This window comes from Blastococcus sp. MG754426 (assembly GCF_021699055.1).
Taxonomy (GTDB): Bacteria; Actinomycetota; Actinomycetes; order Mycobacteriales; family Geodermatophilaceae; genus Blastococcus.
Map to the genome: position 1 here is coordinate 1 of NZ_SSXC01000024.1, position 22,420 is coordinate 22,420.

At 70.3% G+C, this 22,420-nt stretch carries 25 protein-coding genes and 1 riboswitch; of the genes, 9 read left to right on the forward strand and 16 right to left on the reverse strand.

Annotated features, from left to right (window positions below; translation table 11 throughout):
* Positions 1–477, reverse strand: a 477-nt coding sequence (locus E9549_RS10220) for a metallophosphoesterase (protein WP_236826432.1), incomplete at its 3' end; no start/stop codon positions are given.
* A 106-nt stretch (positions 478–583) separates the two neighbouring features.
* Entirely contained in the window at positions 584–1,309 is a 726-nt protein-coding gene (locus tag E9549_RS10225) for a ZIP family metal transporter (protein ID WP_236826433.1), read from the reverse strand.
* A 210-nt stretch (positions 1,310–1,519) separates the two neighbouring features.
* Here E9549_RS10225 and efeB point away from each other — a divergent pair, with 210 nt between their 5' ends.
* Positions 1,520–2,848 carry an iron uptake transporter deferrochelatase/peroxidase subunit gene (efeB, locus tag E9549_RS10230; RefSeq protein WP_255714168.1) on the forward strand — a complete coding sequence of 443 codons (1,329 nt, stop codon included), beginning with the start codon at positions 1,520–1,522 and terminating at the stop codon, positions 2,846–2,848.
* A 25-nt stretch (positions 2,849–2,873) separates the two neighbouring features.
* On the opposite strand, the gene E9549_RS10235 is transcribed toward efeB, so the two are convergent.
* The 3 genes from E9549_RS10235 to istA all read right to left on the reverse strand — a co-directional run bounded on the left by E9549_RS10235 (position 2,874) and on the right by istA (position 6,176).
* The gene (locus E9549_RS10235; protein ID WP_236826434.1) at positions 2,874–3,965 is read right to left on the reverse strand and encodes a hypothetical protein; all 1,092 of its coding nucleotides are present in this window, start codon (positions 3,963–3,965) and stop codon (positions 2,874–2,876) included.
* A gap of 187 nt (positions 3,966–4,152) precedes the next feature.
* Positions 4,153–4,926, reverse strand: a complete 774-nt coding sequence (gene istB / locus E9549_RS10240) for an IS21-like element helper ATPase IstB (RefSeq protein WP_236826435.1) — start codon at positions 4,924–4,926, stop codon at positions 4,153–4,155.
* Positions 4,923–6,176, reverse strand: coding sequence for an IS21 family transposase (gene istA / locus E9549_RS10245; protein WP_236826436.1), 1,254 nt, complete (start codon positions 6,174–6,176; stop codon positions 4,923–4,925). Before istA ends, istB begins: the two co-directional genes overlap by 4 nt.
* A gap of 257 nt (positions 6,177–6,433) precedes the next feature.
* On the opposite strand from istA, the gene E9549_RS10250 reads away from it, so the two are divergent.
* Genes E9549_RS10250 through E9549_RS10260 form a run of 3 tightly spaced genes read left to right on the forward strand, consistent with a single transcriptional unit; the run spans position 6,434 to position 8,261 of the window.
* On the forward strand, positions 6,434–6,820 hold the full coding sequence (locus E9549_RS10250; protein WP_236826437.1) for a BlaI/MecI/CopY family transcriptional regulator: 387 nt from the start codon (positions 6,434–6,436) through the stop codon (positions 6,818–6,820).
* Entirely contained in the window at positions 6,817–7,758 is a 942-nt protein-coding gene (locus E9549_RS10255; RefSeq protein ID WP_236826438.1) for a M56 family metallopeptidase, read from the forward strand. The genes E9549_RS10250 and E9549_RS10255 overlap by 4 nt, the downstream gene beginning before the upstream one ends.
* Positions 7,758–8,261 carry a cupredoxin domain-containing protein gene (locus E9549_RS10260; RefSeq protein WP_236826439.1) on the forward strand — a complete coding sequence of 168 codons (504 nt, stop codon included), beginning with the start codon at positions 7,758–7,760 and terminating at the stop codon, positions 8,259–8,261. Before E9549_RS10255 ends, E9549_RS10260 begins: the two co-directional genes overlap by 1 nt.
* Positions 8,262–8,303: 42 nt before the next feature.
* On the opposite strand, the gene E9549_RS10265 is transcribed toward E9549_RS10260, so the two are convergent.
* From E9549_RS10265 to E9549_RS10290, 6 genes are all read right to left on the reverse strand, one after another.
* Positions 8,304–9,245 carry a cation diffusion facilitator family transporter gene (locus tag E9549_RS10265; RefSeq protein WP_255714167.1) on the reverse strand — a complete coding sequence of 314 codons (942 nt, stop codon included), beginning with the start codon at positions 9,243–9,245 and terminating at the stop codon, positions 8,304–8,306.
* Positions 9,242–9,865, reverse strand: coding sequence for an isoprenylcysteine carboxylmethyltransferase family protein (locus E9549_RS10270; RefSeq protein WP_236826441.1), 624 nt, complete (start codon positions 9,863–9,865; stop codon positions 9,242–9,244). The genes E9549_RS10265 and E9549_RS10270 overlap by 4 nt, the downstream gene beginning before the upstream one ends.
* On the reverse strand, positions 9,862–10,638 hold the full coding sequence (locus E9549_RS10275; RefSeq protein WP_236826442.1) for a cation diffusion facilitator family transporter: 777 nt from the start codon (positions 10,636–10,638) through the stop codon (positions 9,862–9,864). The genes E9549_RS10270 and E9549_RS10275 overlap by 4 nt, the downstream gene beginning before the upstream one ends.
* Complete coding sequence (locus tag E9549_RS10280) at positions 10,602–10,931, reverse strand: helix-turn-helix transcriptional regulator (protein ID WP_236826477.1); 330 nt, start codon at positions 10,929–10,931, stop codon at positions 10,602–10,604. Before E9549_RS10280 ends, E9549_RS10275 begins: the two co-directional genes overlap by 37 nt.
* Before the next feature lie 69 nt (positions 10,932–11,000).
* On the reverse strand, positions 11,001–11,939 hold the full coding sequence (locus E9549_RS10285; RefSeq protein WP_236826443.1) for a cytochrome c oxidase assembly protein: 939 nt from the start codon (positions 11,937–11,939) through the stop codon (positions 11,001–11,003).
* A gap of 36 nt (positions 11,940–11,975) precedes the next feature.
* Positions 11,976–12,632 carry an SCO family protein gene (locus E9549_RS10290; protein ID WP_236826444.1) on the reverse strand — a complete coding sequence of 219 codons (657 nt, stop codon included), beginning with the start codon at positions 12,630–12,632 and terminating at the stop codon, positions 11,976–11,978.
* 164 nt (positions 12,633–12,796) lie between these two features.
* On the opposite strand from E9549_RS10290, the gene E9549_RS10295 reads away from it, so the two are divergent.
* Positions 12,797–13,120: a metalloprotease gene (locus E9549_RS10295; RefSeq protein ID WP_236826445.1), complete on the forward strand. Its 324-nt coding sequence runs from the start codon at positions 12,797–12,799 to the stop codon at positions 13,118–13,120.
* 18 nt (positions 13,121–13,138) lie between these two features.
* On the opposite strand, the gene E9549_RS10300 is transcribed toward E9549_RS10295, so the two are convergent.
* From E9549_RS10300 to E9549_RS10320, 5 genes are all read right to left on the reverse strand, one after another.
* The gene (locus E9549_RS10300) at positions 13,139–13,741 is read right to left on the reverse strand and encodes a M23 family metallopeptidase (protein WP_236826446.1); all 603 of its coding nucleotides are present in this window, start codon (positions 13,739–13,741) and stop codon (positions 13,139–13,141) included.
* Positions 13,742–13,936: 195 nt separating this feature from the next.
* Entirely contained in the window at positions 13,937–14,773 is an 837-nt protein-coding gene (locus tag E9549_RS10305) for a cytochrome c biogenesis CcdA family protein (protein WP_236826447.1), read from the reverse strand.
* Positions 14,770–15,213, reverse strand: coding sequence for a TlpA disulfide reductase family protein (locus tag E9549_RS10310; RefSeq protein ID WP_236826448.1), 444 nt, complete (start codon positions 15,211–15,213; stop codon positions 14,770–14,772). Before E9549_RS10310 ends, E9549_RS10305 begins: the two co-directional genes overlap by 4 nt.
* A gap of 154 nt (positions 15,214–15,367) precedes the next feature.
* A complete protein-coding gene (locus E9549_RS10315; protein WP_236826449.1) occupies positions 15,368–15,925 on the reverse strand; it encodes a vitamin K epoxide reductase family protein in 558 nt (185 codons plus the stop codon).
* A 106-nt stretch (positions 15,926–16,031) separates the two neighbouring features.
* Positions 16,032–16,676, reverse strand: coding sequence for a thioredoxin domain-containing protein (locus tag E9549_RS10320; protein WP_236826450.1), 645 nt, complete (start codon positions 16,674–16,676; stop codon positions 16,032–16,034).
* A gap of 586 nt (positions 16,677–17,262) precedes the next feature.
* Here E9549_RS10320 and ccsB point away from each other — a divergent pair.
* From ccsB to E9549_RS10340, 4 genes are all read left to right on the forward strand, one after another.
* The gene (gene ccsB, locus E9549_RS10325; RefSeq protein WP_236826451.1) at positions 17,263–18,003 is read left to right on the forward strand and encodes a c-type cytochrome biogenesis protein CcsB; all 741 of its coding nucleotides are present in this window, start codon (positions 17,263–17,265) and stop codon (positions 18,001–18,003) included.
* Positions 18,004–18,215: 212 nt separating this feature from the next.
* Positions 18,216–18,369: riboswitch (cyclic di-AMP (ydaO/yuaA leader) on the forward strand.
* A 174-nt stretch (positions 18,370–18,543) separates the two neighbouring features.
* Positions 18,544–19,662 (forward strand): M23 family metallopeptidase, encoded by a 1,119-nt coding sequence (locus tag E9549_RS10330; RefSeq protein ID WP_236826452.1) that lies wholly within the window; start codon positions 18,544–18,546, stop codon positions 19,660–19,662.
* Positions 19,663–19,906: 244 nt separating this feature from the next.
* A complete protein-coding gene (locus tag E9549_RS10335) occupies positions 19,907–21,370 on the forward strand; it encodes a peptidoglycan DD-metalloendopeptidase family protein (RefSeq protein WP_236826453.1) in 1,464 nt (487 codons plus the stop codon).
* Between the two features lie 394 nt (positions 21,371–21,764).
* Positions 21,765–22,337, forward strand: coding sequence for a DUF1775 domain-containing protein (locus E9549_RS10340; protein WP_236826454.1), 573 nt, complete (start codon positions 21,765–21,767; stop codon positions 22,335–22,337).
* Positions 22,338–22,420: the final 83 nt, after the last annotated feature.

A 22,420-nucleotide genomic window follows, 5' to 3' on the forward strand; every position in this document is an offset into this window, starting at 1 on the left:
GGAGGGGACGGGGAGGGCGGCGTTGCGCAGGACCCGGATCCCGGCGTCCTCGAGGGCGGTGGTGAGCTCATCGGCCGCGCCAACGACGTAGTCGTGGTTGCCCAGGACGGCGTAGGTGGGGATATCCGCCGAGACCAGCGGGTCGAGGAGCTCCACGACGCGGTCGACCTGGGTGGAGACGTCCGGCTCGTTGCTGTAGAGGAAATCCCCACCGAGGAGCACAAGGTCAGGCTCGTCCTCCACGATCTCCCCGACCGCCTTCTCCACCATGCCTTCGTTGGACCACCACATGCCGATCTGCAGGTCCGACATGACGGCGATGTCAGTGCCGGCCCACTCCTCGCCCAGTTCCGGCAGGGCCACCCGCCAGCGTTCCTCATCCAGGATGAACCGTGGTTCCACCGCGGCCCCGTAGACGAGCAGCAGCACGATCGTCACTCCGAGCGCGATCGCAATCCGCATGAGCCAGCGCTTCACCGGTCGCTCCTCCCTGGCCGCGGCCCCAGCCGGCCGTACTGCGTTGCCTTCCTTGTCGGGACGGTGATCAGGCGCTGGCGCCCGCAAGCAGCGGTGGCGGATGTTGTCACGAGCCGAGATAGACCGAGATGGCGCCGAACAGGGCGAAGCCGGCGGTGAGGAACACCGGACCGAGCTGTGAGGTCTCACCCTCGTGAGCCTCGCCGATCATCTCCTCGACCACGACCGCGGTCAGGGCACCGCCGGTCAGGGCCAGTACGGACAGGGTGATGATCTCGGGAGCGTCGCGTAGCGCCCAGTAGCCGATGGTGGCACCGAGCAGGATGGGAATGGCGAAGGCGGCCGCCATCGCGATCCGCTTCTTGCGGCTGATCCCGGCGTTGCGCAGGGTGGCGATGGCGGCGAAGCCCTCCGGCACGTCGGCCGGCACCTGGCCGACCGCCAGCAGGAGACCGAGCGCCGGGTTGACCACGGCGCCCGTGCCGATCATCACGCCGTCGCTGAAGAGGTCCATCGACACGCCCGAGAAGATGGCGAGGGCTCCTGACTGTTTTTCCCCACCGCCACCCATCCGGGCCTGCACGTACCCGATCGTCCGGTCGAGCCCGATGAAGATCGCCCCGCCGACGACGAAGGCGAGCAGCGGGACCCACGGCAGGCCGGCTGCCAAGGCCTCGGGCATGAGCTCGAGGCCCACGACAGCCAGCACGATGCCGGCGGCGAGGTGCAGAGCGAGGCTCAACGCGCGCTCGGAAACGCGGAAGACCTCCGCGAGCACACCGCCGAAGAAGTTCCCGGCCGCCGGGAGCGCAGCGAACCCGAGGACGAGCAAGAACTCGGACATGCCGAAGGGCCTTTCCCGCCTGATCGGCGTTCTACCGGAGTTGCGCCAGCCACCTGCGGGGACGCCCACAGGGTTCCGAGCCGGCGGAGCGTTCTCGGGCGGAGCAGTGCCGGCCACCGGGGTCGGAGGTTGACGCGGCCCGGGCAGCAGCCACCAGCGTCCCGCCCCGGTCCTACAGCCAGTAGTAGCCTGGCCGTGATGAGCGAAACTCCGTCGCACTCGCCGGCCCACTCAGTTGCCGGTGGTTCTCCCGAGCACGAGGCCGTCACCCCCTCCCCGCCGCACGTATCCCGCCGCCGGCTCCTCGGACTGGCCGGCCTGGGCGCTGCGGGTGCCGTGGCGTCGGGCGCCATCGGGGGAGTGGTCGGTCGAGCGACCGCGAGCCCCTCCACGGCCCAGGCCACCGGGGCACCGGTGAGCGACCCGAGCGCGGCTGTCGACTTCACGGGCGTCCACCAGGCAGGCATCGTCACGCCGGCGCAGGACCGGCTTCACTTCGTCGCGTTCGACGTCGTCACGGACAGCCGCGAGGCGCTGGCCGACATGCTGCGCGCCTGGACGACGGCTGCCCGGGAGCTGACGGCGGGACGGCCGTCCGGGCCGGGGGACACCGGCGAGGCCATGGGGCTGCCCGCCTCAAGCCTGACGCTGACCATCGGTTTCGGTCCGACGCTGTTCGAGACGGCCGACGGCAGGGATCGTTTTGGGTTGGCCGCGCACCGGCCGCTACCTCTGGTCGAGATGCCGCCCTTTCCCGGCGATGCCTTGCAGCCCGCCATCAGCGGTGGCGATCTCTGCATCCAGGCCTGCGCCAACGATCCCCAGGTCGCTGTCCACGCCGTGCGAAACCTGGTCCGGCTCGGGGTCGGCGTGGTGAAGGTGCGGTGGACGCAACTGGGCTTCGGCCGGACGTCGTCCACCAGCGCGGCACAGGAGACCCCACGCAACCTCCTCGGCTTCAAGGACGGCACGGCCAACCTGAAAGCGGAGAACGGACGGGCGCTCGACCGCTTCGTCTGGGTGGGTGAGGACGATGCTGACTGGCTCTTAGATGGGTCCTACCTCGTCACACGCCGGATCCGCATGCTCATCGAGGACTGGGACGGCGTCGCTACCGCCCAGCAGGAGGCAGTGATCGGTCGGACCAAGGAGGCCGGTGCGCCACTCGGCCAGCGCCGTGAGTTCGACCCGACGGACTTCACTACGCAGACGAATGGCCGGCCGGCCATCCCGCACGACTCGCACGTCTTCCTCTCTCACCCGACCAACGCGGGAACGGCGATGCTGCGGCGCGGCTACAGCTTCGTGGACGGCACGGACGAGGACGGTCGCCTGGACGCAGGCCTGTTCTTCATCGCCTATCAGCGGAACCCGGAGACAGGCTTCGTCCAGGTCCAGCGCAACCTCGCAGGTGACGCGCTCAACCGCTTCATCCGGCACACCTCCACGGCCGTGTTCGCCTGCCCGCCCGGGGTGGTCGATGGGAACGACTGGTGGGGGCGAGGGCTCTTCGAGCCGACTCGCTGACGTCGACGGACGGGGGGCAGTTGCGTCAGGTCGTCCCGACGGCTTGCCGGGTGTCCGGAGCGGACTCCGCCAGATCGGGGCGGAACCGCCGGACGGCACCGACGGAGCCGAGCATCAGACCCAGGCCGCCGAAAATGAGCAGGGCCACCGACGTTCTCGCCAGAGGGGTGGGGCCACCGGTGATCACGTTGGCGCTCCACAGGACGTCCATGTCCGGTAGCCCCTGGACGAAGTGCATGAATCCGGCAATCGCCGCGAGCATCCCGGCCAGCAGTCCGTTGCCGCGGAAAGCGGCCCGCACACCGAGGATCGTGATGCCAATGAGCGCCAGCGTGGGCAGCGAGGCGGCGCCCATCGCCAGGACACGGTCGGCGGCAGTCAGCCCCGGTTGTGGTGTCGCCAGCAGGTGCCAGGTCGCGGCCGCCGTCACGATCGCCAGCAGGAGCGCGAGCGGTCGCGGGCTCTTGCCCAGGAAGCCGGCCAGTGCTCCGGCCAGTCCGACGAGCAGATAAAGGGGCCACCAGAGGCCCTTGGCCGGTGGCGGTGACCAGGTCAGCTCTCCGTCCACGGTGACGGGACGACCGTCATAGGCGACGGGCACTTGCCATTCGATGATGGTGTGCTCGGAGTCCGGGTCGGCCACCACCTGGGGCGGGGGGCTGTCGAGCATCCAGTGAGTGCGGTGATCGTGCCAGGAGTACTCGGGTTGGGTGGACACCTGACGCCAGTCCGGGTCGGCGCGAGGATCGGCGTGGGCCGGCAGCTCCACGTTGCCGTCGCGGCCGAGGTTCAGGTACGTCGCCGGGCTGTTGGCATTTCGCCACACCCCATCCGGGCCGATGCGCAGGTACTCCTCATCGGAGTACCCGAAGACCGTGACGGTGGCCGGGGAGCCGTTCATGAGTTCGAGGCTGTCGCCGAACTCGGTGACGCGCAGGCTCACAGCAGGCATCGGACCCGACGTCCTGAGCACCTGGCCGGCGAAGTTGCTCCCGGCCACCCCGCGGTCGGAGTGCGCGCCCGCGGGCGTCGCGACCGTGAGGACGAGGATGACGGAAGCCAGCAGGACCGACGACAGCCGGAGAGCCCAGGCTCCCATGCTTCGCGGCGACGGCACTCGGTCACCGTAGGCGCCCGGTCAGCCCATCTTCGGTCAGGACACGACGTCCCTGCCGGTCTTGCGTCCGGCCACGCCGTTCACTCAGGCAACCGACATCGTCGGCAGCCGGCGTTGACCGGTGCAAGTGTCAACGACGGCCCAAAGTTGACCCCCTAGCGACGGCTGAAAATTGACCCCCTCGTGGTCATGCGTCTTCGGTGGCGGCCGCGGAGCGGCCGAGGTCTCGGTCTTTGAGCCGGTAGCTGTCGCCCTTGAGCGAGATGACCTCGGCGTGGTGGACCAGGCGGTCGATCATCGCGGCGGCGACGACCTCGTCGCCGAAGACCTCGCCCCAGCGGCCGAAGGGCTTATTGGAGGTGACGATCAACGAGGCCCGCTCGTAACGGCTGGAGACCAGCTGGAAGAACAGGTTGGCCGCCTCCGGTTCGAAGGGCACGTAGCCGACCTCGTCGACGACCAGCAGCGGGTAGCGGCCGAGCCGGCGCAGTTCGTCGTGCAGCCGGCCGGCGTGATGAGCCTCGGCGAGCCGGGTGACCCACTCGGTGGCGGTGGCGAATAGCACCCGGTGGCCGGCCTGGCAGGCGCGGATCGCCAGTCCGGTGGCCAGGTGGGTCTTGCCGGTCCCGGGCGGGCCAAGGAGCAGCACGTTCTCCTTGGCGGTGACGAAGTCCAGGGTGCCCAGGTGCGCGACCAGGTCCCGCTTGAGGCCGCGGGCGTGGTCGAAGTCGAACTCCTCCAGGCTCTTGCGGGCCGGGAACCGGGCCGCGCGGATCCGTCCCTCACCGCCGTGGGACTCCCGCGCGGAGACCTCCCGCTGCAGGCAGGCGATGAGGAACTCCTCGTGCGACCAGGACTGCTCACGGGCGCGCTCGGCCAGCCGCGGCACCGCCTCCCGCAGCGTGGGCGCCTTCAGGGCGCGGGTCAGGAACGCCATCTCCGCGCCGAGATCCCGGCTCATGCCACGCCTCCCGCGGCGGCGTCTTCGGTGAGGCCGAGGGCGGCGTCGTAGTCGCTCAGCGGTCGGATTTCCACCTCGCCGGCGGGCGGGGCCGGACGGAGCAGCCCGACCCGGGCCGCGCGCAACGCCTTGGCCGCGGTGACGTGCTCATCGGCGGAGATGGTCTGGTGGCGGGCCCAGGCTCGTTCGTGGTCGGCCACGACCCGGCCCTCGCAGAGCACCCGCACCCGGTGCAGGTCGGCGAGCACCTCAACCCGCCGGCCGATCACGGTCGGATGGACGGAGTAGTCGTTGCCGTCCATCCGCACGTAGTGGTCCCGGGCCAGCCGCGTGCTGCTGCGCCAGCCCGTCGTCGGAGCGACCGGCGGCAGGGTGAGCATCCGCTCCCGGTCGGCGGCGATCCGGTCGGTCGGCGCGCACCCCAACGCCCGCCGGGTGCGGGTGTTCACCAGCCCCAGCCAGGCGGACATCTGCGCGTTGAAGTCGACCGGCCCGGTGAACGACCGGCCGGGCAGAAAGGATCGCTCCAGGTAGTCGTGGAGCCGCTCGACCAGGCCCTTGGCCTCCGGATCGGCCGGCCGGCAGATCAGCACTCTCGTGGCCAGGGTGCCGCGGAAGCCCTGGCACTCCGCGGTGAGCTCGCTGCGCCCGGCGCGCCAGCGGCCGACCGCACCCTCACCGTCCCAGACCAGCACCCGCGGCACCGCCCCGAGCCCGGCGAGCAGCTGCCACCAGCCGGCGAACAAGTCCTCCGCGTTCCGGGACGGAATGAGCACCGCGGCTGCCCAGCGGGAGTAGCCGCAGACCATTGTGAGCACCGGCAGCTGCTTGGCGGTGCGGCTCTGACCGTGCCCGACCGGCAGCGTGATCGGCGGGAACCACAGATCGAACTGCGCGATCTCGCCGGCCACGTACTGGGTGCGCGACGCCGGATCGGGCGGCAGGTAGACCGGCCGCAGCTCGGCCACCCGCTTCTTCAGCACGGTCATCGACCTGCTCCAGCCGATCCGTTCGGCGATCACCGTGGCCGGCATCGTCGGAAACGCCTGCAGCAGCTCCCGGATCCGCGGCTCGACCTCATCGACGATCGACGGCTGACCGGCCCGCTCGTACTTCGGCGGCCCGTCGGCCCGCAGCGCCGTTCGCACCGTGTTCCGCGAGACGCCCAGCAGTCGCGCGATCTGCTTGATCGGCAGCCCCTCGGCCCGATGCAGCCGACGGATCTCCGCCCAGTCCTCCACTGCCAGCACCTCGTCCCTCCCCGGCTCGGCTCGAGCCAGGGTCTCGGGAGGGGGTCAACTTTCGACCGTCGCGAGGGGGTCAGTTTTCAGGCGTCGTCGACAGCAAGGACCTGCTGGTCCCTGCCGTACCGCGCACCTCGTGGGCAGCTGTCAAGGACCACCTAGACTAGTAGATGCGATCTGGCACACCGTCGCTTGTTCGGTGTGGAGGAGTGGGTCGCAAGCGACGGCCCGCGCCGTCGGCGTGATGGAGGAGAGGCGGCCCTGTGCGACCGTTCGGAGAGCTCGAAGCGGCGATCATGCGGGATCTGTGGGATCGGGGTCAGCCGGCGACCGTCCGCGAGATCCTGGAATCCCTCAGTGGATCCCGAACGCTGGCGTACACGACGGTCATGACGGTCATGGACAACCTCCACCGCAAGGGTCAGCTGACTCGCGAGATGAGCGGTCGCGCCTGGCTCTACCGCCCGATTCGCACGCGGGCCGAGCATGCGGCCGCGTTGCTGCAGAATGTTCTGGAGGAGTCGGGAGACCGCCAGGAAGTGCTCATGCACTTCGTTGCCGACCTGGACGCCGACAGTGTCGCTCAGCTCCGCTCTGCGGTCGACTCCGCTCGGAAGGCGAGGAGTCGGGGCGGAGACGACGGCGTATGACGGCCACTCTGAGCCTGCTCGGTGTCGCGGCGGTGATTCTGTTCGCCGGGCCACGTCTGTCCTCTGCAGCCTGGACTCGGCGGGCGCCCCGCCTGGCGATCTTCACCTGGCAGGCCCTCACCGTCAGCACGGTTCTTGCAGTCGTCCTCGCGGGCGTCACCCTCCTGATCCCCATCACGGCCCTCGCCGGGAACCTGGGCGCGATCGTGCATGCCTGCGCGGTCAGCGTCGCGACCGCCTACGGATCGTCAGGCCTTCTCCCCGGCAGGCTTCTCGGCGCGGTGCTCGCCGGGGTACTGCCCGCGTGGCTCACGGTCTGTGCCGTGCGTGTCCTCGCGGGTGGGTGGCGCGATCGCCGACGACTCCACCGGTCGCTGAGCCTGATTGCTCAGCCGAACGACGAGTCCGGGATGGTGGTCCTCGAGGCGCCGGCCGCGGCGGCCTTCTGCGTTCCCGGGCGGGCTGGTCGCATCGTCGTCACCCGGGGCGCGCTGGAGCGGCTGACCGCAACGGAACTCGACGGTGTGCTGGCCCACGAGGCAGCTCACCTTCGGGGGCGGCACAACCTGGCGGTGGCGTTGTCCCAGATCCTCGCCCGCGCCTTCCCGCGGGTACGCGTGTTCGAGGTCGCGACACGGGAGACCCGGAAGCTGATCGAACTGCTCGCCGACGATGTCGCCGTGCAGCGGGTCGACCGGCTGAGTGTGGCCTCGGCCATCGTGAGCCTGGTGGAGATGAAGGCGCCTAGCGCAGCGCTGGCCATGGCCCAGGACGCTGCTGCGGTCCGCGTGTCCCGCTTGTTGCAGCCGGAGCCGCCGATGACCCCATGGCGCTACCGGCTCGGTGCCTTCGGCGCCTTGGCGGTCGCCGTCGTCCCGTTGCTCATCGCCGGGTATCCCGCTCTCTCCGCTGCGCTCAGCGACCTGTGCAACATCTGATGGCTCCTACCTCGCCATCCTCGGACGACTTCGCGCGGGTGCTGAGCCAATCGGCGGAGTTCGCTCGACGCGGCTTCTTGATCGCCGGAGTCGCAGGGCTCGGCGCGACGGTGCTCAGCGCGTGCGGGGGCGCAGCCGAGGAGGTCGATGCCGGATCCGGTTCGGGCGGCGGCACGCAGGGAACCGTCACCGTCGCTCCCGACGGGACACAGCAGATTACCGTCCTCGTCAGGGACGACTACGAGTTCTACCCTGCGGCCTTCTCGGTGAGCACCGGCAGAGTGCGGCTGACACTGGCCAGCCAGGCCGAGCAGCTCACGCACAACTTCCGCTTCACCCCCGACGGCGGCCCTGCGCCGATCGTCGAGGAGATCCCCATCGTGGCGCCGGGGGACAGCGACACGATCGAGTTCGCCGTGGACCAGACCGGCGACTACCAGTACGAGTGCTCCTTCCACGTCGCCCTCGGGCAGATCGGCGTCATGACGGTCACCGCAGCCTGAACGGCTGCTCGTCGTCATCGAGTAGGCGGGGCTGCCGCTCCGTCACTGGTGAGCGGCGAGCTCGTGCGCGGCATGTGCCGGGCTCTCGAGCTGGAACGTCGAGTGGTCCACGCTGACCGGGAAGTGTCCGGTCAGGCAGTCCTGCAGCTGGTCGAGGATCTGTGGCGCGTGGCCGTCCCGAAAGCAGGAGTCCTCCACGACCACGTGTGCGGACAGCACCGGGAGCCCGCTGGTGATCTGGGACGCGTGCAGGTCGTGGACCTCGAGCACGTGCGGCACCGCCAGGAGGTGGCGGCGGACGTCATCCAGGTCCAGCCCGGGCGGCGTCGTCTCCAGGAGTACCGACACCGTCTCCCGCAGCAGTATCACGGTTCGCGGCACGATCAGGACGGCGATGACCAGCGACGCAACGGCATCTGCCCGCTGCCAACCGGTCAACGCGATGACGCCGGCGGCCGCCAGGACGGCCACCGACCCGAGGGTGTCGTTGAGGACCTCCAGGAACGCGGCCCGCATGTTGACGTTGTCGCTGCGCCCGCCCCTGGTCAGGATCACGATCCCGATCACGTTGGCCACCAGGCCGACCAGCCCGAAGACGAGGACGGCGGTGGTCTCGATCTCCGGCGGCTCGAACAGCCGGCGGATCCCTTCGATGAGGACGTAGGTACCGACCGCCAGCAGGGCAGCCGCCTGCAGGGTCGCCCCGAGGACCTCCGCCCGACGGTAGCCCCAGGTCCGTTTCGCCGTGGCGGGCCGCACGGCGAGCGTCGCGGCGATCAGCGCGATCACCAGGCCGGCGGTGTCGGTCAACATGTGCCCTGCGTCGGCGAGCAGGGCCAGGCTGCCGGAGATGACGGCGCCGATCACTTCGGCGACGAGGACGGTCGACGTCAGAACCAGGACGATCGCGAGCCGGCGGCGGTGGTCCGTAGGGCTCGAACTGCCGGGCCCATGGCTGTGTCCGTGGGAATGGCCGCCGCTCATAGCGCCGCCGCCGGAGACGACAGGGCTCCGATTCCTGGCAAGAACCGGCCGGTGTCCGCGGCGTACTCGCGGTAGGTGGCTCCGTGCACCTGCAGGAGGTACGGCTCCTCGATGAGACGCACCTGGAGCTCCACGGCCGTGACCAGGCAGACGAGCGCGGCGACCGACAACCAGGTGGGAACCGCGACGGTCAGCCCCACCTGCGCGATGACCATCGCGGTGAAGATGGGGTTCCGCACTCGGCGGAACAGTCCGTCGGTGACCAGATCCGTGCGCTCGGACTCGTCGACGCCGATCCGCCAGGACGTGCCCATCCCGGTCTGGGCGGCGACGACGCCGAAGAAGCCCAGCACCGCGATGGTCAGCCCGCCGGCCGCCACGGACGAGGGAATGGACCCGAAGGGCGCTCGTGCCACACCGGTCGCCGCGAGGACGAGTGCGCCCGCGCCAGAGACCAGGGCAAGCACGAACAGGACACCGGCCCACCAGCGCAGCGACCCCGGACTCCCGGAGATGCCGTGGAAACCGGAAGAACCGGTCCGCCGGATCTGCACCCACGTGCGAACCCCGAACACCACGACCAGCCCAAGGACGTACAGCGCCAGGGCCACCACGCTCATGAGGGCCCTCCGGAAGCGCAGCAGTCGCACCCCGGAGAGCAGGAGCAGGCCTCCTCGCCACCAGTCGGGCTGCCGCGCAGCGACGCCGCGGGAGAGCAGCATGCGTCACCTCGCCAGGCCTCCCGCCCTTCCGTCACCGCGACGACGGCGATCACGAGGGCAGCGATCGGGTCGGCCCACGCCCACCCGAAGAGGCTGTTGAGCGCCAGTCCGAGGAGGACGACCGCGGACAGATAGGTGCACAGGAGGGTCTGCTTGCTGTCGGCCACGGCCGAGACGGAGCCTAGCTCGCGGCCGGCCCGCCGCTGGGCGTACGACAGCACGGGCATGATGAGGAGGCTCAGCGCGGCGAGCACCAGGCCGACCGGCGAGTGCTCGGCCTCACTCGGCCCCAGCAGGGTCCGGGTGGCGTCCACGGTGACGAACGCGGCCAGCGCGAAGAAGGACACGGCGATGACCTTCAACGCCACTCGCTCCCGCGCCTCGGGGTCGCGGCCGGCGAACTGCCAGGCGACGGCCAGTGCCGAGGACACCTCGATCACCGAATCGAGACCGAAGCCGATCAGCGCCGACGACGAGGCCTGCACCCCGGCGGTCAGAGCGACGACCGCCTCGATCACGTTGTAGGTGATCGTCGCGGCCACGAACAGGCGAATGCGCCGGGCGAGCAGTGCGCGGCGGGCCGCGGACGCGCCATCCACGACGGAGGCAGATGCCAGCGGCAGGAAGGGAGTGCTCATGAGCAGCAGTCCTCCTCGGCTGCGGCCGGGCATGCCTCCGGGTCGACGGCCAGGACGACGCCGAGCAGATCCCCGAGGGCGTGCGCCAAGCGCTGGTCGGCCAGCTCGTAGCGGGAACGGCGACCTTCAGGCGCGGCCACGACCAGGCCGCAGCCGCGGAGACAGGCCAGGTGGTTGGAAAGGCTCTGCCGGCTCACTCCGAGCAGGTCGGCGAGCTCCGACGGGTAGCCCGGCCCTTCGCGCAGGGCCAATAGCAGCCGGGTGCGTGTGGGGTCGGACAAAGCGTGGCCGAAGCGGGCGAGCGACTCGGCATGGAGGACGGGCATCACGGCGCCTTTGTACAGGAACGGCTGAATACACCGCAAGCTGTACCTAACCGAACTCATGCCCCGGACTCATCGCCGGGTAGCCGACGAGGACCGCGCTGCCAGCTGGGCCAGGTGGGCGTTGTAGGCATCGAATTCCGCCTCGGCTCGACGGTCCGCCGCCGGTGTGCGGCGCTGTTCCGAGCGCACCCACTGGACGTAGATGATGACGGTCGCGAGGATCGTGGGGAACTCGCCGAAGCCCCAGACGATGTTGCCCGCCGCGAGTTGGTCGGTCATCGCGTCGACGTTCCAGGCGTCCGGCGGGTGGGCGAAAGTCTTCACGAGCGGTGCGCTGGCCATCATCACGACCACCGCGAAGAAGGCATGCAGCGGCCCGGGCACCGAGAGTTCGATGAGCCGCATCCCGGGGGAGGCCCGGTGGGGCCACGGCCCGATGGCGAAGGCCCCGCCGAAGGCCAGTATGCCGGTGCCCAGGAACAGCAACAGCATGGCGACGTTCCCGGCGGAGCTGCGCATGAGCAGGTCGAACAGGGGGGTGAAGTAGAGGCCGTACAGGCTGCCGATGAACACCGTCGTGGTGACCACCGGGTGCGCCAGCACACGCGCCGTCCGGCTCCGCAGGATTGCCAGCAACAGTTTTCGGCACATGGCGCCGATACCGCGGCGGGGCAGCGTCCGGATGGCCAGGCTGACCGGCGCGCCCAGCATGAGCAGCATCGCCGCCACCACGCTCAGGGCCATCTTCTGGAACATGTGGACCGAGAACAGGGCCATCGAGTAGCCCATCACCTGCGTGGCCGTCACGAGCACCACGGTCAGGATGCCGGACACGAAGCTCGCGGTCCGGTGCCAGGGCCAGGGCATGCGCCGGCGGCGCAGCGACCGGACTCCCGCCAGGTAGACGATCAGAACCAGCAGCGCGACGGCCGGAAAGACCGTGGTGGCGTCCAGTTGGGGAGTCAGCAGGCGGAGCAGGGTCGGCGGGTGTTCGGGCATCCACATCATCGGAGCGCCTCGTTTGACGTCAGTCCTCGGAGGAGGTCAGCTGTCGGTCACCGTCGTCAGGTCGTCGGCGATCTCGTCGGACGTGTCCCCGGCGGAGAACATCACGCGCGCCATGTCGTCCGCGCCGTAGAGCAGGAGGCTGGTGGCGTGCATCGTGCCGTCCGCCTCGGCCAGAGAGACCTCCGCCGCCACCTGGGCCGCCTCCACCTCGGCCTGGGTGCCGGTGAGGCCGACGAAGCGGTTGGGAAGCTCGGCGTCGAAGCGCGCCAGGTACTCGCCGAGAAACTCCGGCGTGTCCCGCGCCGGGTCGGTGGTGACGAAGACGACCTGGGTGCGGGCTGCGACGTCCTCGGGAACCGAGCGCAGCGCGAGAGCGACGTCGGCCATCGTCGTCGGGCAGACGTCGGGACAGTTCGCGTAGCCGAAGAACAGCAGCGTGGGCTCTCCACCGGTCTCCTGGGCGAAGTTGAAACGGGCCCCGTCCTGGGCGGTGAGGGTGAAGTCCGGTCGCGGGCGGGGATCGGCGAGTTCCCGGCCGGCGTAAGGCCCGTCGTCGGCCGCCGACGAGAGCTCGGCCACGTGGTTCCCGCCGTGGTCTTCCTGGCCCGTGCTGCCGCACCCGGCGAGCATCGTGGCGACGGCCAGAGCTGTCAGCGCCGGGAGCGGTCGCCGGAGGGAGGATCGCCTAAGCACGTTAGTAGTCTAGCCACGGGGCTCGGGCGCCGATCGGCGCACCACCTCGAGCACCAGCGACATGAGAGGGCGCCGACATGAGTTGGGAACCCGAGAGTGCATCGGCTGCCTCGTTGAAGCCCGAACGGTTGTGGTCCCGCCTGCTACGGCCGGGCTACCTGCTCATGCACCTCGTTGTCGCGCTGCTCTTCCTGGCAACGCTGCAGCTCGGCTGGTGGCAGTGGCAACGCGCCGAGATCCGCGGTTGGGATGCGCAGAACCTGTCCTATGCGTTCCAGTGGCCGGTCTACGGCCTGATGGGGCTGTGGTTCTACAGCCGGTTCATGCGCATCGAGGTGGAGCGGGATCCGGACGCCGGGGAGCCGCACAAGGCCGTGGCGCTCTACCAGGCGCCGAGGATCGACACCACGGGCGATCCCGAGCTCGCCGCGTACAACACCTACCTGGCCGAGCTGAACGAGAAGGTGCTCCGGCAGCGCCGCTCCTGAGCTCACCCGCGCCGAACCTCAGATGGCGACGCCACGCTCGCGCAGCCAGGCCGATGGGCTGACCCGGCGGCCGTCGAGCCCGCCCTGGAACACCTCGAAGTGCAGGTGCGGGCCGGTCGACTGCCCCCGGTTGCCCAACAGCGCGATCGTGTCGCCGGCCCGCACCTCCTGCCCTGCCTCGACCAGGATCTTCTCCATGTGGCCGTACACGGTCACATCCCCGTTGTCGTGCAGGATGTACACCGCCAGACCGAATCCGCTGGCGGCACCGGCACGCAGGACGATGCCGTCGGCCGCCGCGTACTCCGGTGTCAGCATGGGCGCGGCGATGTCCAAGCCGTAGTGCGTCGTGCCCCATCGAGCGCCGTAGCCACTGGTGATGCGACCCTCGACGGGCATGACCGCGTCCGGTCGTGCGGCCTCCTCCCGTGCCGCCCGAGAGGCCGCCAGCTCCTCGCGGCGGGCTGCCACCTCGGCTGCCGCGATCTGTGGTCGCGCGTCGACGTCGGCCAGAACGTCGCCGGTTCCGTACTCGGAGAGCACCGGCTGCACAGGGGCATCGTGCGCATGGGCGATCGGGGTCTGCAGACCCCAGCCGCCCTCCCAGAGACTGGCGGCCACGGCACCCAGGACGACGCTGCTGAGCAGGAGTCGCCGCCGCTGGCGGAGCGGCGGCGACTCGGAGAGCCGAGGCCGCACAGGGCGGGGCTGCCGTCGTGTCACTGCTCGTCCTCGTGGGTCGCGCCGAACGTCCCGCCCATCAGAGCACAGCGTGATCGGACGGTGACCTAAGGGGCATAGTAGTGGCGTGTCGCGTCAGACGACAGACGTGCCGAGGCCCGTGGTGGCCAACCAGGCGCGCAGCCAGATCATGATGTGGTCCCACCCGCCGGTGACCAGCAGGACCCCGAGGGCGATCAGCAGTACGCCACCCAGGCGCATCACCGTCGCCGCGTGCCGGCGAGCGAAGGCCGAGAAGTCCAGGGCCCAACGGGCGCCCAGTGCCACCAGCAGGAACGGGATGCCGAGGCCCAGGCAATACGCCAACCCCAGGACGGCGCCGCGCATGGCCGAGGCCTCGGTGTACGCCAGGGTGTTCACCGCGGAGAGCGTCGGGCCGAGGCACGGAGTCCAGCCGAGCCCGAAGACAACACCGAGTACCGGGGCGCCGGCGAGACCGGCCGGTGGACGCCGGGTGATCCGCCGTTCGCGCTGGAGCCAAGGCAGGCCCCCCAGAAAGGCCACCCCCATCAGGATGGTGACGACACCCATAACCCGGGTGAGCACGGGCGTCCACTCGAGGAGGAGGCGCCCCAGGCCGCCGAAGAGAGCGCCGAACGACACGAAGACGACCGTGAAGCCGAGGACGAACAGAAACGCGCCCAGCATCACACGGCGCGGCTGGGCCGTCGCCGCCACGGTGACCGTGGCTGGCCGGCCACCGGTGTCACCGGCTTTCCCCGTGGCCTCCGGCGAGCGGGTCGCAGACTGGGCTCCGGTCAACCCGGCGACGTAGGCCAGATAGCCCGGGACGAGCGGCAGCACGCACGGTGATGCGAAGCTGATCAGCCCGACCAGGGCGGCCACGCCTACAGCCAGGAGGAGTGAGCCGTCGTTCACGATTGCGGCGAAGGACTCGCCGAGACCGCTCACCGTGGGGTCACCTCGGACAGGAGCAGGTCGAGGGATCGCCGCAGGTCCTCCTCCGGGACGACGGCGACGTAGACGGCGGCCACCCGGCCGGCCCGGTCCAGCAGGATGGTGCTCGGCACGACGTTCGCGGGGAACCCGCGGAAGGCCAGGGCCACCTCGCCGCGTGGGTCGAACAGGGAGGGATACTCCGCGCCCACCGACTCCACGAAGGCCTGTGCCAGTTGCCGTTGGTCCTTCACGTCCACGCCGAGGAAGCGCACGCCGCTGTCGGCCACATCCGCGTAGACCGCCTGGAACTCCGGCGTCTCGACGCGGCACGGAGCGCACCACGAGCCCCAGAAATTGATGACCGTGATGTCCCCGGCAAGGGATGTCGACCGGAACTCGGTGCCGTCGAGGAGCTCACCGCCGAACTCCGGCGCGAACTGGCGGGACTCCACGGGGATGACCTCCCCGAGGGGGGTGCTGCCCGTGAAGTCGAACGTCGCCGACTCCGTGGCGGTGCTGGCGTTGCTGCCACCGCTCCCCGAACATCCCGCTAGGGCAACCGTGATCGCGAGGGCGCACAACGCCCACGATGCGCGACGCAGGTTGTCAGTCAACGAGGGTGCTCCAGTACAGCCAGAACTGCTGCGCGATGGCGGCAGTGATCAGAAGGAACCAAGCGGTCAGCACGACGCCGTGTACCGATCGCACTGCCTCGACCACCCGGGCCAGGGAAGAAGGCGACCGGAGGTGGATGGCCGCGAGGTTGCGCAAGGTCACGTACCAGAAGACGGGAATCGTCACCGCCCACACGACCAGGCAGTACGGGCAGAGAGCGCCGATGCGGTAGATGCTGCTGAAGATCAGCCAGTGCACGAGGACGACGGCCCCCGTGACTCCCAGCTGCAGTCCCCCCCAGAACCAGCCGGGCAGCCGTGCTCCGGAGAGCAGCACCGCACCGGTCACGACGACGACGGGGAATCCTGCGACACCCAGGAGGGGGTTGGGGAAGCCGAATAAGGCGGCTTGGGGACTGGACATCACCGACCCACAGCTGAGGACGGGATTCAGGCTGCAGGTCGGCACGTAGCCGGGGTCGGCGAGCAGGGCGTACTTCTCGACAGCTAGGACGAAGGAAGCTGCCAGGCCGAGCAGACCCCCGACCAACAGCAGCCAGGCGGTGGTGGTGCAGTCCGCAGGACCCGGTCCGTTCCGGCCCTCGTGGCTCGTGGAGGTACGCCGGGGTTTAGCCGGAGAGCGGCCGTCGACCCTCTCAGCCGGCGAGGGCAGCATCGATGCGCTCGATGAACTCGTCCGTCGAGCTCACCTCGAGCTTCTCCCCGTTGAGGAAGAACGTCGGGGTGCCCTCGACCCTCAGGGCCAGCCCGTCCTCGCGGTCCCGCAGAACGCGCTCGAGGGTGGCCGGGTCGGCGACCGCGGCGGCATACGCGGCCATGTCCAGGCCGAGGTCTGCGGCGAACGTCCGGAAGAGCGCGGCTTGGGAGTCCTGGCGCTCACCCCATTCCGGCTGCGTCTCGTACATTCGGTGGTACATCGCCTCGAACTCTCCCTGCTGAGCGGCGGCCTCGACAGCAACAGCGGCGTTCTCGGCGTTGGCGTGACCGGGCATGGGGAAGTAGCGAGCGACGAAGGTGACCTCGCCCTCGTACCTTTCCCGGAGTTGCTCGACGAAGGGATAGGCCGCCCGGCAGCTCTCGCACTCGAAATCGAGGAACTCCACCAGGGTCACCCGGCCGTCTTCGGCAGTGGAGAGCCGATGGCTGTCGTCCCGGACGAGCGCGGCGTCGGCTGTGGCACCGGGGGCGGCGCTGCGGTCGTCGTTCAGTCCGAGGAGCACGGTGACAGCCAGGACGAACACCGCCACGAGCGCTGCCGAGATCTTCAGATTCCTGCTCACCGGTGCGCTTCTCCTCGGTGTGTCGGTCAGGCCAGTCGGACGTGACGGGCATGAACCGGGGCCCGCACGCCTTCATGCCGGGGCTTCGCTCCTGCTACGACGAAGTTTAGGAGAGGGTACAGACGCCCGGCGCCGCCGCTGCGGATGACCGACGGGCGTGGCGCCCAGTCGGACGAGGACATGGTCACCGAGTTCGGCGCCGAAGTGGGCAGATGCCGCTGCAGACGGTGCACATGCCGACGGAGGTTCACACCCCGCTCCTTGCACGCCTGACCCGGCATCGCCGTAAGGCAGCGGCGTTCCACATTCCCTCTCCCACCCGGTTGCCCCGAGTGCCGGGTTCGACGAGTCAGGAAGGCTCCCCATAACGTCAGAGCAGCTCTCCACGCTGTCCGACACCCTGTTCACCGTCTCGATCGTTGTCTACGCCGTCGCGGCGCTCGCCTTCGCGGCGGACCCCGCCTTCGGGCGGCGACCGTCGCCTCGCAGGACCGCGCTCGTCTCCGCCGGTGCAGGTACGGAGCAGCCAACGGAGCCGCAGGCCGCCGACGGCGAGTCGCCGAGCCGTCGCTGTGGACCGGTCGGGATGGCCGTGACCGCCGTCGGCGCTCTTGCCCATGCCGACGTGCTGGTGGCGCGCAGCCTGGCTACCGGCCGTGTGCCGTGGGGGAACATGTACAAGTTCGGCACGGCGGCCCTCTTGGCCGGCGTCGTCGCCTTCCTCGTGTTCGGGCTCCGTGCTCCCGTGCTGCGGGGGCTGGGGCTGTTCGTGCTCGGTCCCGTGGTGTTCGGCCTGGTCCTGATCGGGCTGTACCTCTATGCCGAGTCGGGGCCGCTGATCGCCGCGCTGCGCTCCGACTGGCTCGCTGTGCACGTGTCGGCGGCGATCCTCTCCTTCGGCATCTTCATCGTCAGTGCCGTGGCCAGCGTTCTGCTCCTGGTGGCGGCGCACCGGGAACGGTCGCGGAACGCAGGTGAGGAGCTGCCCGTCGGCCTGTGGGGCCGGATGCCCACGGTGGAGGCGCTGGACCGCGTCGCCCACCGCACGGCGGTCTTCGGCTTCCCGGTCTGGACCTTCGCGGTGGTCGCCGGGGCGATCTGGGCGGAGAGTGCCTGGGGACGGTTCTGGGGCTGGGATCCCAAGGAGACGTGGGCGTTCATCTCGTGGGCCCTGTACGCCGCCTATCTCCACGCTCGTACCACCGCCGGGTGGCGTGGCCGGCCCGCGGCGTGGGTCAACCTCGTCGCCTTCGCCAGTCTGGTGTTCAACCTGCTCTTCGTGAACCTGGTCTCGACCGGGCTGCACTCCTACGGCGGGGTCTCCTGACCGTCGGAGGTGGCGGGGCGCACGCGCACAGCGATCCTCTCGGGGTGCGCGGCATGGCTCCTCCGCGCATGGGCACGTGCCGGCCGGCACCAGCCCCGCACCCTTCTGCCAGTCATCACTGAGGCGATCCGTTACCCGACCGTGACAACTAAGCGTCTTCGTACTACCGTCCTCTCCGGTCCGGCCGAGCCCCGTCCTCAGAGCGAGGACCTCGACCGGCCCCGCCGAACCGTCCGCTTCCCAGCCGGACGGACCGGGGACCCACCGATCCCCCTGGGGTGAATCCGGGTGCGCCTGCGCGCACCCGGTAGGGCGCCTTCCCGCCCGAACCCGTCAGCTAACCCGGTAGGCGGCCAGGAAGAACGGAGCGACGCCGCCTTGGCGCCCCTGCACCATTGTCATGCCCCGACCACCGTCGCATCCGAGGGCAGCTCCGCCCGACGCGGGGCTCGGACCGTCAACTCAGCCAGCACCTCCGTACCCACCCGTGCCAGTCGAGCCCCGCGGCGGACCCCCCGCCGCGGCGCGGTCGCCGCAGCGATGGCGGCCTTGCTCGTCGCGGCGGCCGCGCAGTCGGCACTCGCCGCCCCCGGCAATCCGCCACAGGCCGTGGCGGCGGGGAGTGAGCTCGCCGCGGAGATCGAGCGGATCGACCAGCTCCTCGCCGCTGCCGAGGAGAAGGTGCAGCGGGCGACCATCGAGGCCGAGGCGGCTGCCGAGGCCTCGCGCGCCGCCCAGGCAGAGCTGGCATCGGCCCGGGCCACGGCGGACGCGGCGGCTGCGGAGCTCGCGGCCGCGCAGGCCGCCGTCGAGCAGGGGCAGGAGGACGTCGCCGCCGTGGGTCGGGAGCTCTACATGGGGGCTGACCCACTCGGCGACGCGGCGGTCCTGCTGGAAGCGGCAGGGCCGGAGGAGGTGCTGCAGCGGGCCGCGACCATGGACCTGCTTGGCGAGGACCGTGCGGAACGGTTGGAGGCGTTCGAGGAGGTCCAGCAGCGGCAGGAGGAGGCCGACCGGGCTGCGAAGGCCGCGGTCGCGCAGCAGGAGACGGCAGCGCGTGCCGCCGCCGAGGCCGAGGCGGCCGCGCAGGCTCAGCTGGGGGTTTCGCAGGAGGCGTACGACGCCGCCGCCGCGGAGAGGGCGGCTCTGGAGGAGCAGCTCCGCGCGGCCGAGACGCAGCTGCTCGCCAGTCGGGGGGTGGCCGATCCCGCCGCCGCCTGGGAGCAGGAAGAGCGCAAGGAGCTGGTTAGAGCTCAAGCCGGCACGGCTTCTCTGGTCGCCGGCCGTGTCACGTCCTGCTACGGCAACCGGTCCGGGACCAACCACAACGGCGTCGACATCGCCGCCCCCATCGGGACGCCGATCTACGCCCCCGAGGGCGGCGTGGTCCTGCACGCCGGCACGGCGAACGGCTTCGGCTACGCGGTCTACATCGAGCACCCGGACGGCACGATCACCGTCTACGGTCACATCAACCAGTACTTCGTGACCTCGGGTCAGGTCGTCACGGCGGGCCAGCAGATCGCCGAGGTGGGCAATAGAGGTCAGTCGACCGGTCCGCACCTGCACATCGAGACGCACACCGGGGGGCTCTACGCGAACCGCGTCAACCCCACGCCGTGGCTCGCTGCGCGCGGCATCGACCTGGCTTGTGGCTGAGGGCTGACCCGCGAGATGGGTGGATCGATCTGATACCAGGCGACTGCCGGGAGACGACCCGCACACCGTGATGACTACTGACACGGGGATGGGAGCGCGAACAGCTAGCTTCCTGCTGATCGGTGATCGATCGGGAAACCGCGGGGTCGCACTAGGTCAACGTGGACCTGGGGCGTGACCCCGTTGCGAGCGAAGCGGGTTGCGCGCTCCTGACGTCGCTTGAGTCACTGCGTGGTGACGATCCGTGGCGGTCGTTCCGCGTGTTGCCACCGCTACTAATGGTGATAGTGGGACTCTGCTCGGGCTCATCCGCACCGCCACCCTCTTCCCCGGGGAGCAAGCCATGTCCCACCACCGTCCCTTCCGGCCGGTCAACCCGACACGCACGGGACGGGCCGGCCGCCGCCGGCCTGCAGCGAGCCGTCCGGGCCTCCGCCGGCCGCTGCGGACCGCACTGGTCGGTGCGCTGGCCGGCGTTGCGTTCATCGGCTCTGGAACCCCGAGCCTCGCCGCTCCCGCGCCTCCGAATCCCACGGACGACCAGATCGGCGCCGCGCAGACCGAGCAGGAGGCTGCGGCGGCGGAGGTCGGCCGTATCGCCGGGCTGGTGGCGGCCGCCGAGGCCGAGCTCGAACGCGTCGGCATCGAGGCCGAGGCCGCGGGAACCGACTACATGATCGCGGAGGAGGCGCTCCTGCAGGCGCAGTCGGTGGCCGAGCAGATGGCAGCCGAACTGGAGGCGGCCGCGGCTGCCGTCTCCGCAGCGGAAGCCCGCATCGCGCAATTCTCCCGCGACAGCTACATGAACGGGTCGGCGGCCTCCACGACGGCAGCGCTGTTGGATGCCGAGGGCCCCGCGGAGCTGATCCAGCGCGCCGCCCTGCTCGACTATGTCGCGGCCAACGAGGTGGACGTGCTCGACCAGCTCCAGGTCGCCAAGGTGGTCCAGGCCAACGCCGACTCATCCGCCCGCGCCGCCCGCGATGAGATGGCCGCCGCCGAGGAGGCGGCACAGGACGCCAAGGCGCGGGCCGATGCCCAGCTGGCCGACCAGCAGCGTGCCTACGCCGAGGTGGCCGCGCAGAAGGCGACGCTCGAGGCGCAGCTGCTGGCCGCCCAGATCAAGGTGCTCGAGCTGCAGGGCGCACGGAACGCCTACCAGCAGTGGATGGCCCAGAAGCAAGCCGAGGAGGCCGCCGCCGCAGCGGCGGCGGAACGGTCAGCCCGAGAAGCCGCCGAGGCGGCCGCGGCGGCCCGGAACGACAGCTCCGGCGGCGGCTCCGGTGGATCGGGGTCGTCCGGCTACGCCACACCGTTCTCCGGACGGGTCACCAGCTGCTTCGGCGCACGCTGGGGGACCTCGCACAACGGGGTGGACGTCGCCTCTCCCATCGGCACCCCGCTGTATGCCCCCATATCGGGAACCGTCAAGCGTGCCGGGACGGCCACCGGCTTCGGGCTGGCTGTCTACCTGCTCGGGGACGACGGTGCTGTCTACGTCTACGGGCACATCAACGACTACTTCGTCCGCCCCGGCGACCGTGTCATGGCCGGTGAGCAGATCGCGGAGGTCGGCAACAGAGGCAACTCGACCGGGCCGCACGTGCACTTCGAGGTCCATCCGAACGGCGCCATGTACAGCGGAGCGTCGAATCCGGTTGCCTGGCTGAACGCCCGCGGCATCCGGGTCGGTGCCTGTGGGGGCTGACGCCGTCGGGACAGCAGTTCTCGCCCGTCTCGCAGAGTCTGTGGAGGAGATGTCGGTGCCATTCCCATTCCCACCAGTCGGCGAACGGCGGGCGCGCACAGCGGTATTGCGGCAGCCCTCGGTGAAGGCCACTTCACGGACGACGCGGAGAGCAGCAGCTCGCCGGTGCACCCGCCTGAGCGTTCGGGTGGACGTCTCAGCGGTCCGTCGCCGGGCGGGAACTTCTCGGACACTGCCAACGACTAAGGACACCGTGGAGAGAATGTTGACTCGTTTTAGCCAACGTGCCGTCGTCACGACGACTGCCGTCCTGGGCCTCGTGCTCGCCGGCGCAGGACCTGCGAGGGCGCACGTGGAAGCAAGTGCGCCCGGCGCACAGGCCGGTGCGGGCCCGGTGACCGTGGTGTTCTCGGCAGCCGCTGAGTCGGATACCGCCGGTATCGCCGGAGTGAAGACGCAGCTGCCCGAGGGGATCCTCCCGGAGCAGGTGTCCCTGGCCTCGGGGCCGGCCGGTTGGACCCTGGCGCCCACCGCGGACGGATACGAGATCGGGGGTCCGGCCATCGCTCCGGGCGAAGACCTCGAGTACGGCGTCACGATCGAACGGCTGCCGCTCGACGTCACCGAGTTACCGTTCAAGGCCCTGTTGCGGTACTCCGATGGCCGCGAAGATGCATGGATCGAGCTCCCCACCGAGGCCGATCCGGAACCGGACAACCCCGCACCGACCATCACCGTCGCGGCCGCCCCCGCGGGTGCGACGACGACCGCGCCGTCGAGCCCAGCCGCGACGTCGACTCCGAGTTCGGCCAGCGCACCGACCGTGGAGCCGCAGGAAGAGGTCGCGGAGCCCTCGACAGAGGGCGAGTCGACCAGCACGGGATTAATCGTCACCATCGTTCTCCTCGCCGCGGCGCTCGCCGGGGGCCTGTGGTTCTGGCGGTCCCGTGTCTCCCGCAGTTCCTGAGGTGCGCCCGGCCGCGTGAACACCTATCCGCGACCTCCTGTGTCGCCCGCGGACCGACCAACTCGGGATTCCGGCGGGCTCAC

Coding starts and splice junctions, on each gene's coding strand:
- ccsB (WP_236826451.1), top strand. CDS start 17,263: ATGGCCGTGACCGCCGTCGGCGCTCTTGCCCATGCCGACGTGCTGGTG.
- E9549_RS10270 (WP_236826441.1), bottom strand. CDS start 9,865: ATGAGCGTGGTGGCCCTGGCGCTGTACGTCCTTGGGCTGGTCGTGGTG.
- istB (WP_236826435.1), bottom strand. CDS start 4,926: ATGAGCCGGGATCTCGGCGCGGAGATGGCGTTCCTGACCCGCGCCCTG.
- E9549_RS10265 (WP_255714167.1), bottom strand. CDS start 9,245: ATGAGCGGCGGCCATTCCCACGGACACAGCCATGGGCCCGGCAGTTCG.
- E9549_RS10255 (WP_236826438.1), top strand. CDS start 6,817: ATGACGGCCACTCTGAGCCTGCTCGGTGTCGCGGCGGTGATTCTGTTC.
- E9549_RS10330 (WP_236826452.1), top strand. CDS start 18,544: ATGGCGGCCTTGCTCGTCGCGGCGGCCGCGCAGTCGGCACTCGCCGCC.
- E9549_RS10275 (WP_236826442.1), bottom strand. CDS start 10,638: ATGCCCGGCCGCAGCCGAGGAGGACTGCTGCTCATGAGCACTCCCTTC.
- efeB (WP_255714168.1), top strand. CDS start 1,520: ATGAGCGAAACTCCGTCGCACTCGCCGGCCCACTCAGTTGCCGGTGGT.
- E9549_RS10280 (WP_236826477.1), bottom strand. CDS start 10,931: ATGCCCGTCCTCCATGCCGAGTCGCTCGCCCGCTTCGGCCACGCTTTG.
- E9549_RS10260 (WP_236826439.1), top strand. CDS start 7,758: ATGGCTCCTACCTCGCCATCCTCGGACGACTTCGCGCGGGTGCTGAGC.
- E9549_RS10285 (WP_236826443.1), bottom strand. CDS start 11,939: ATGATGTGGATGCCCGAACACCCGCCGACCCTGCTCCGCCTGCTGACT.
- E9549_RS10295 (WP_236826445.1), top strand. CDS start 12,797: ATGCACCTCGTTGTCGCGCTGCTCTTCCTGGCAACGCTGCAGCTCGGC.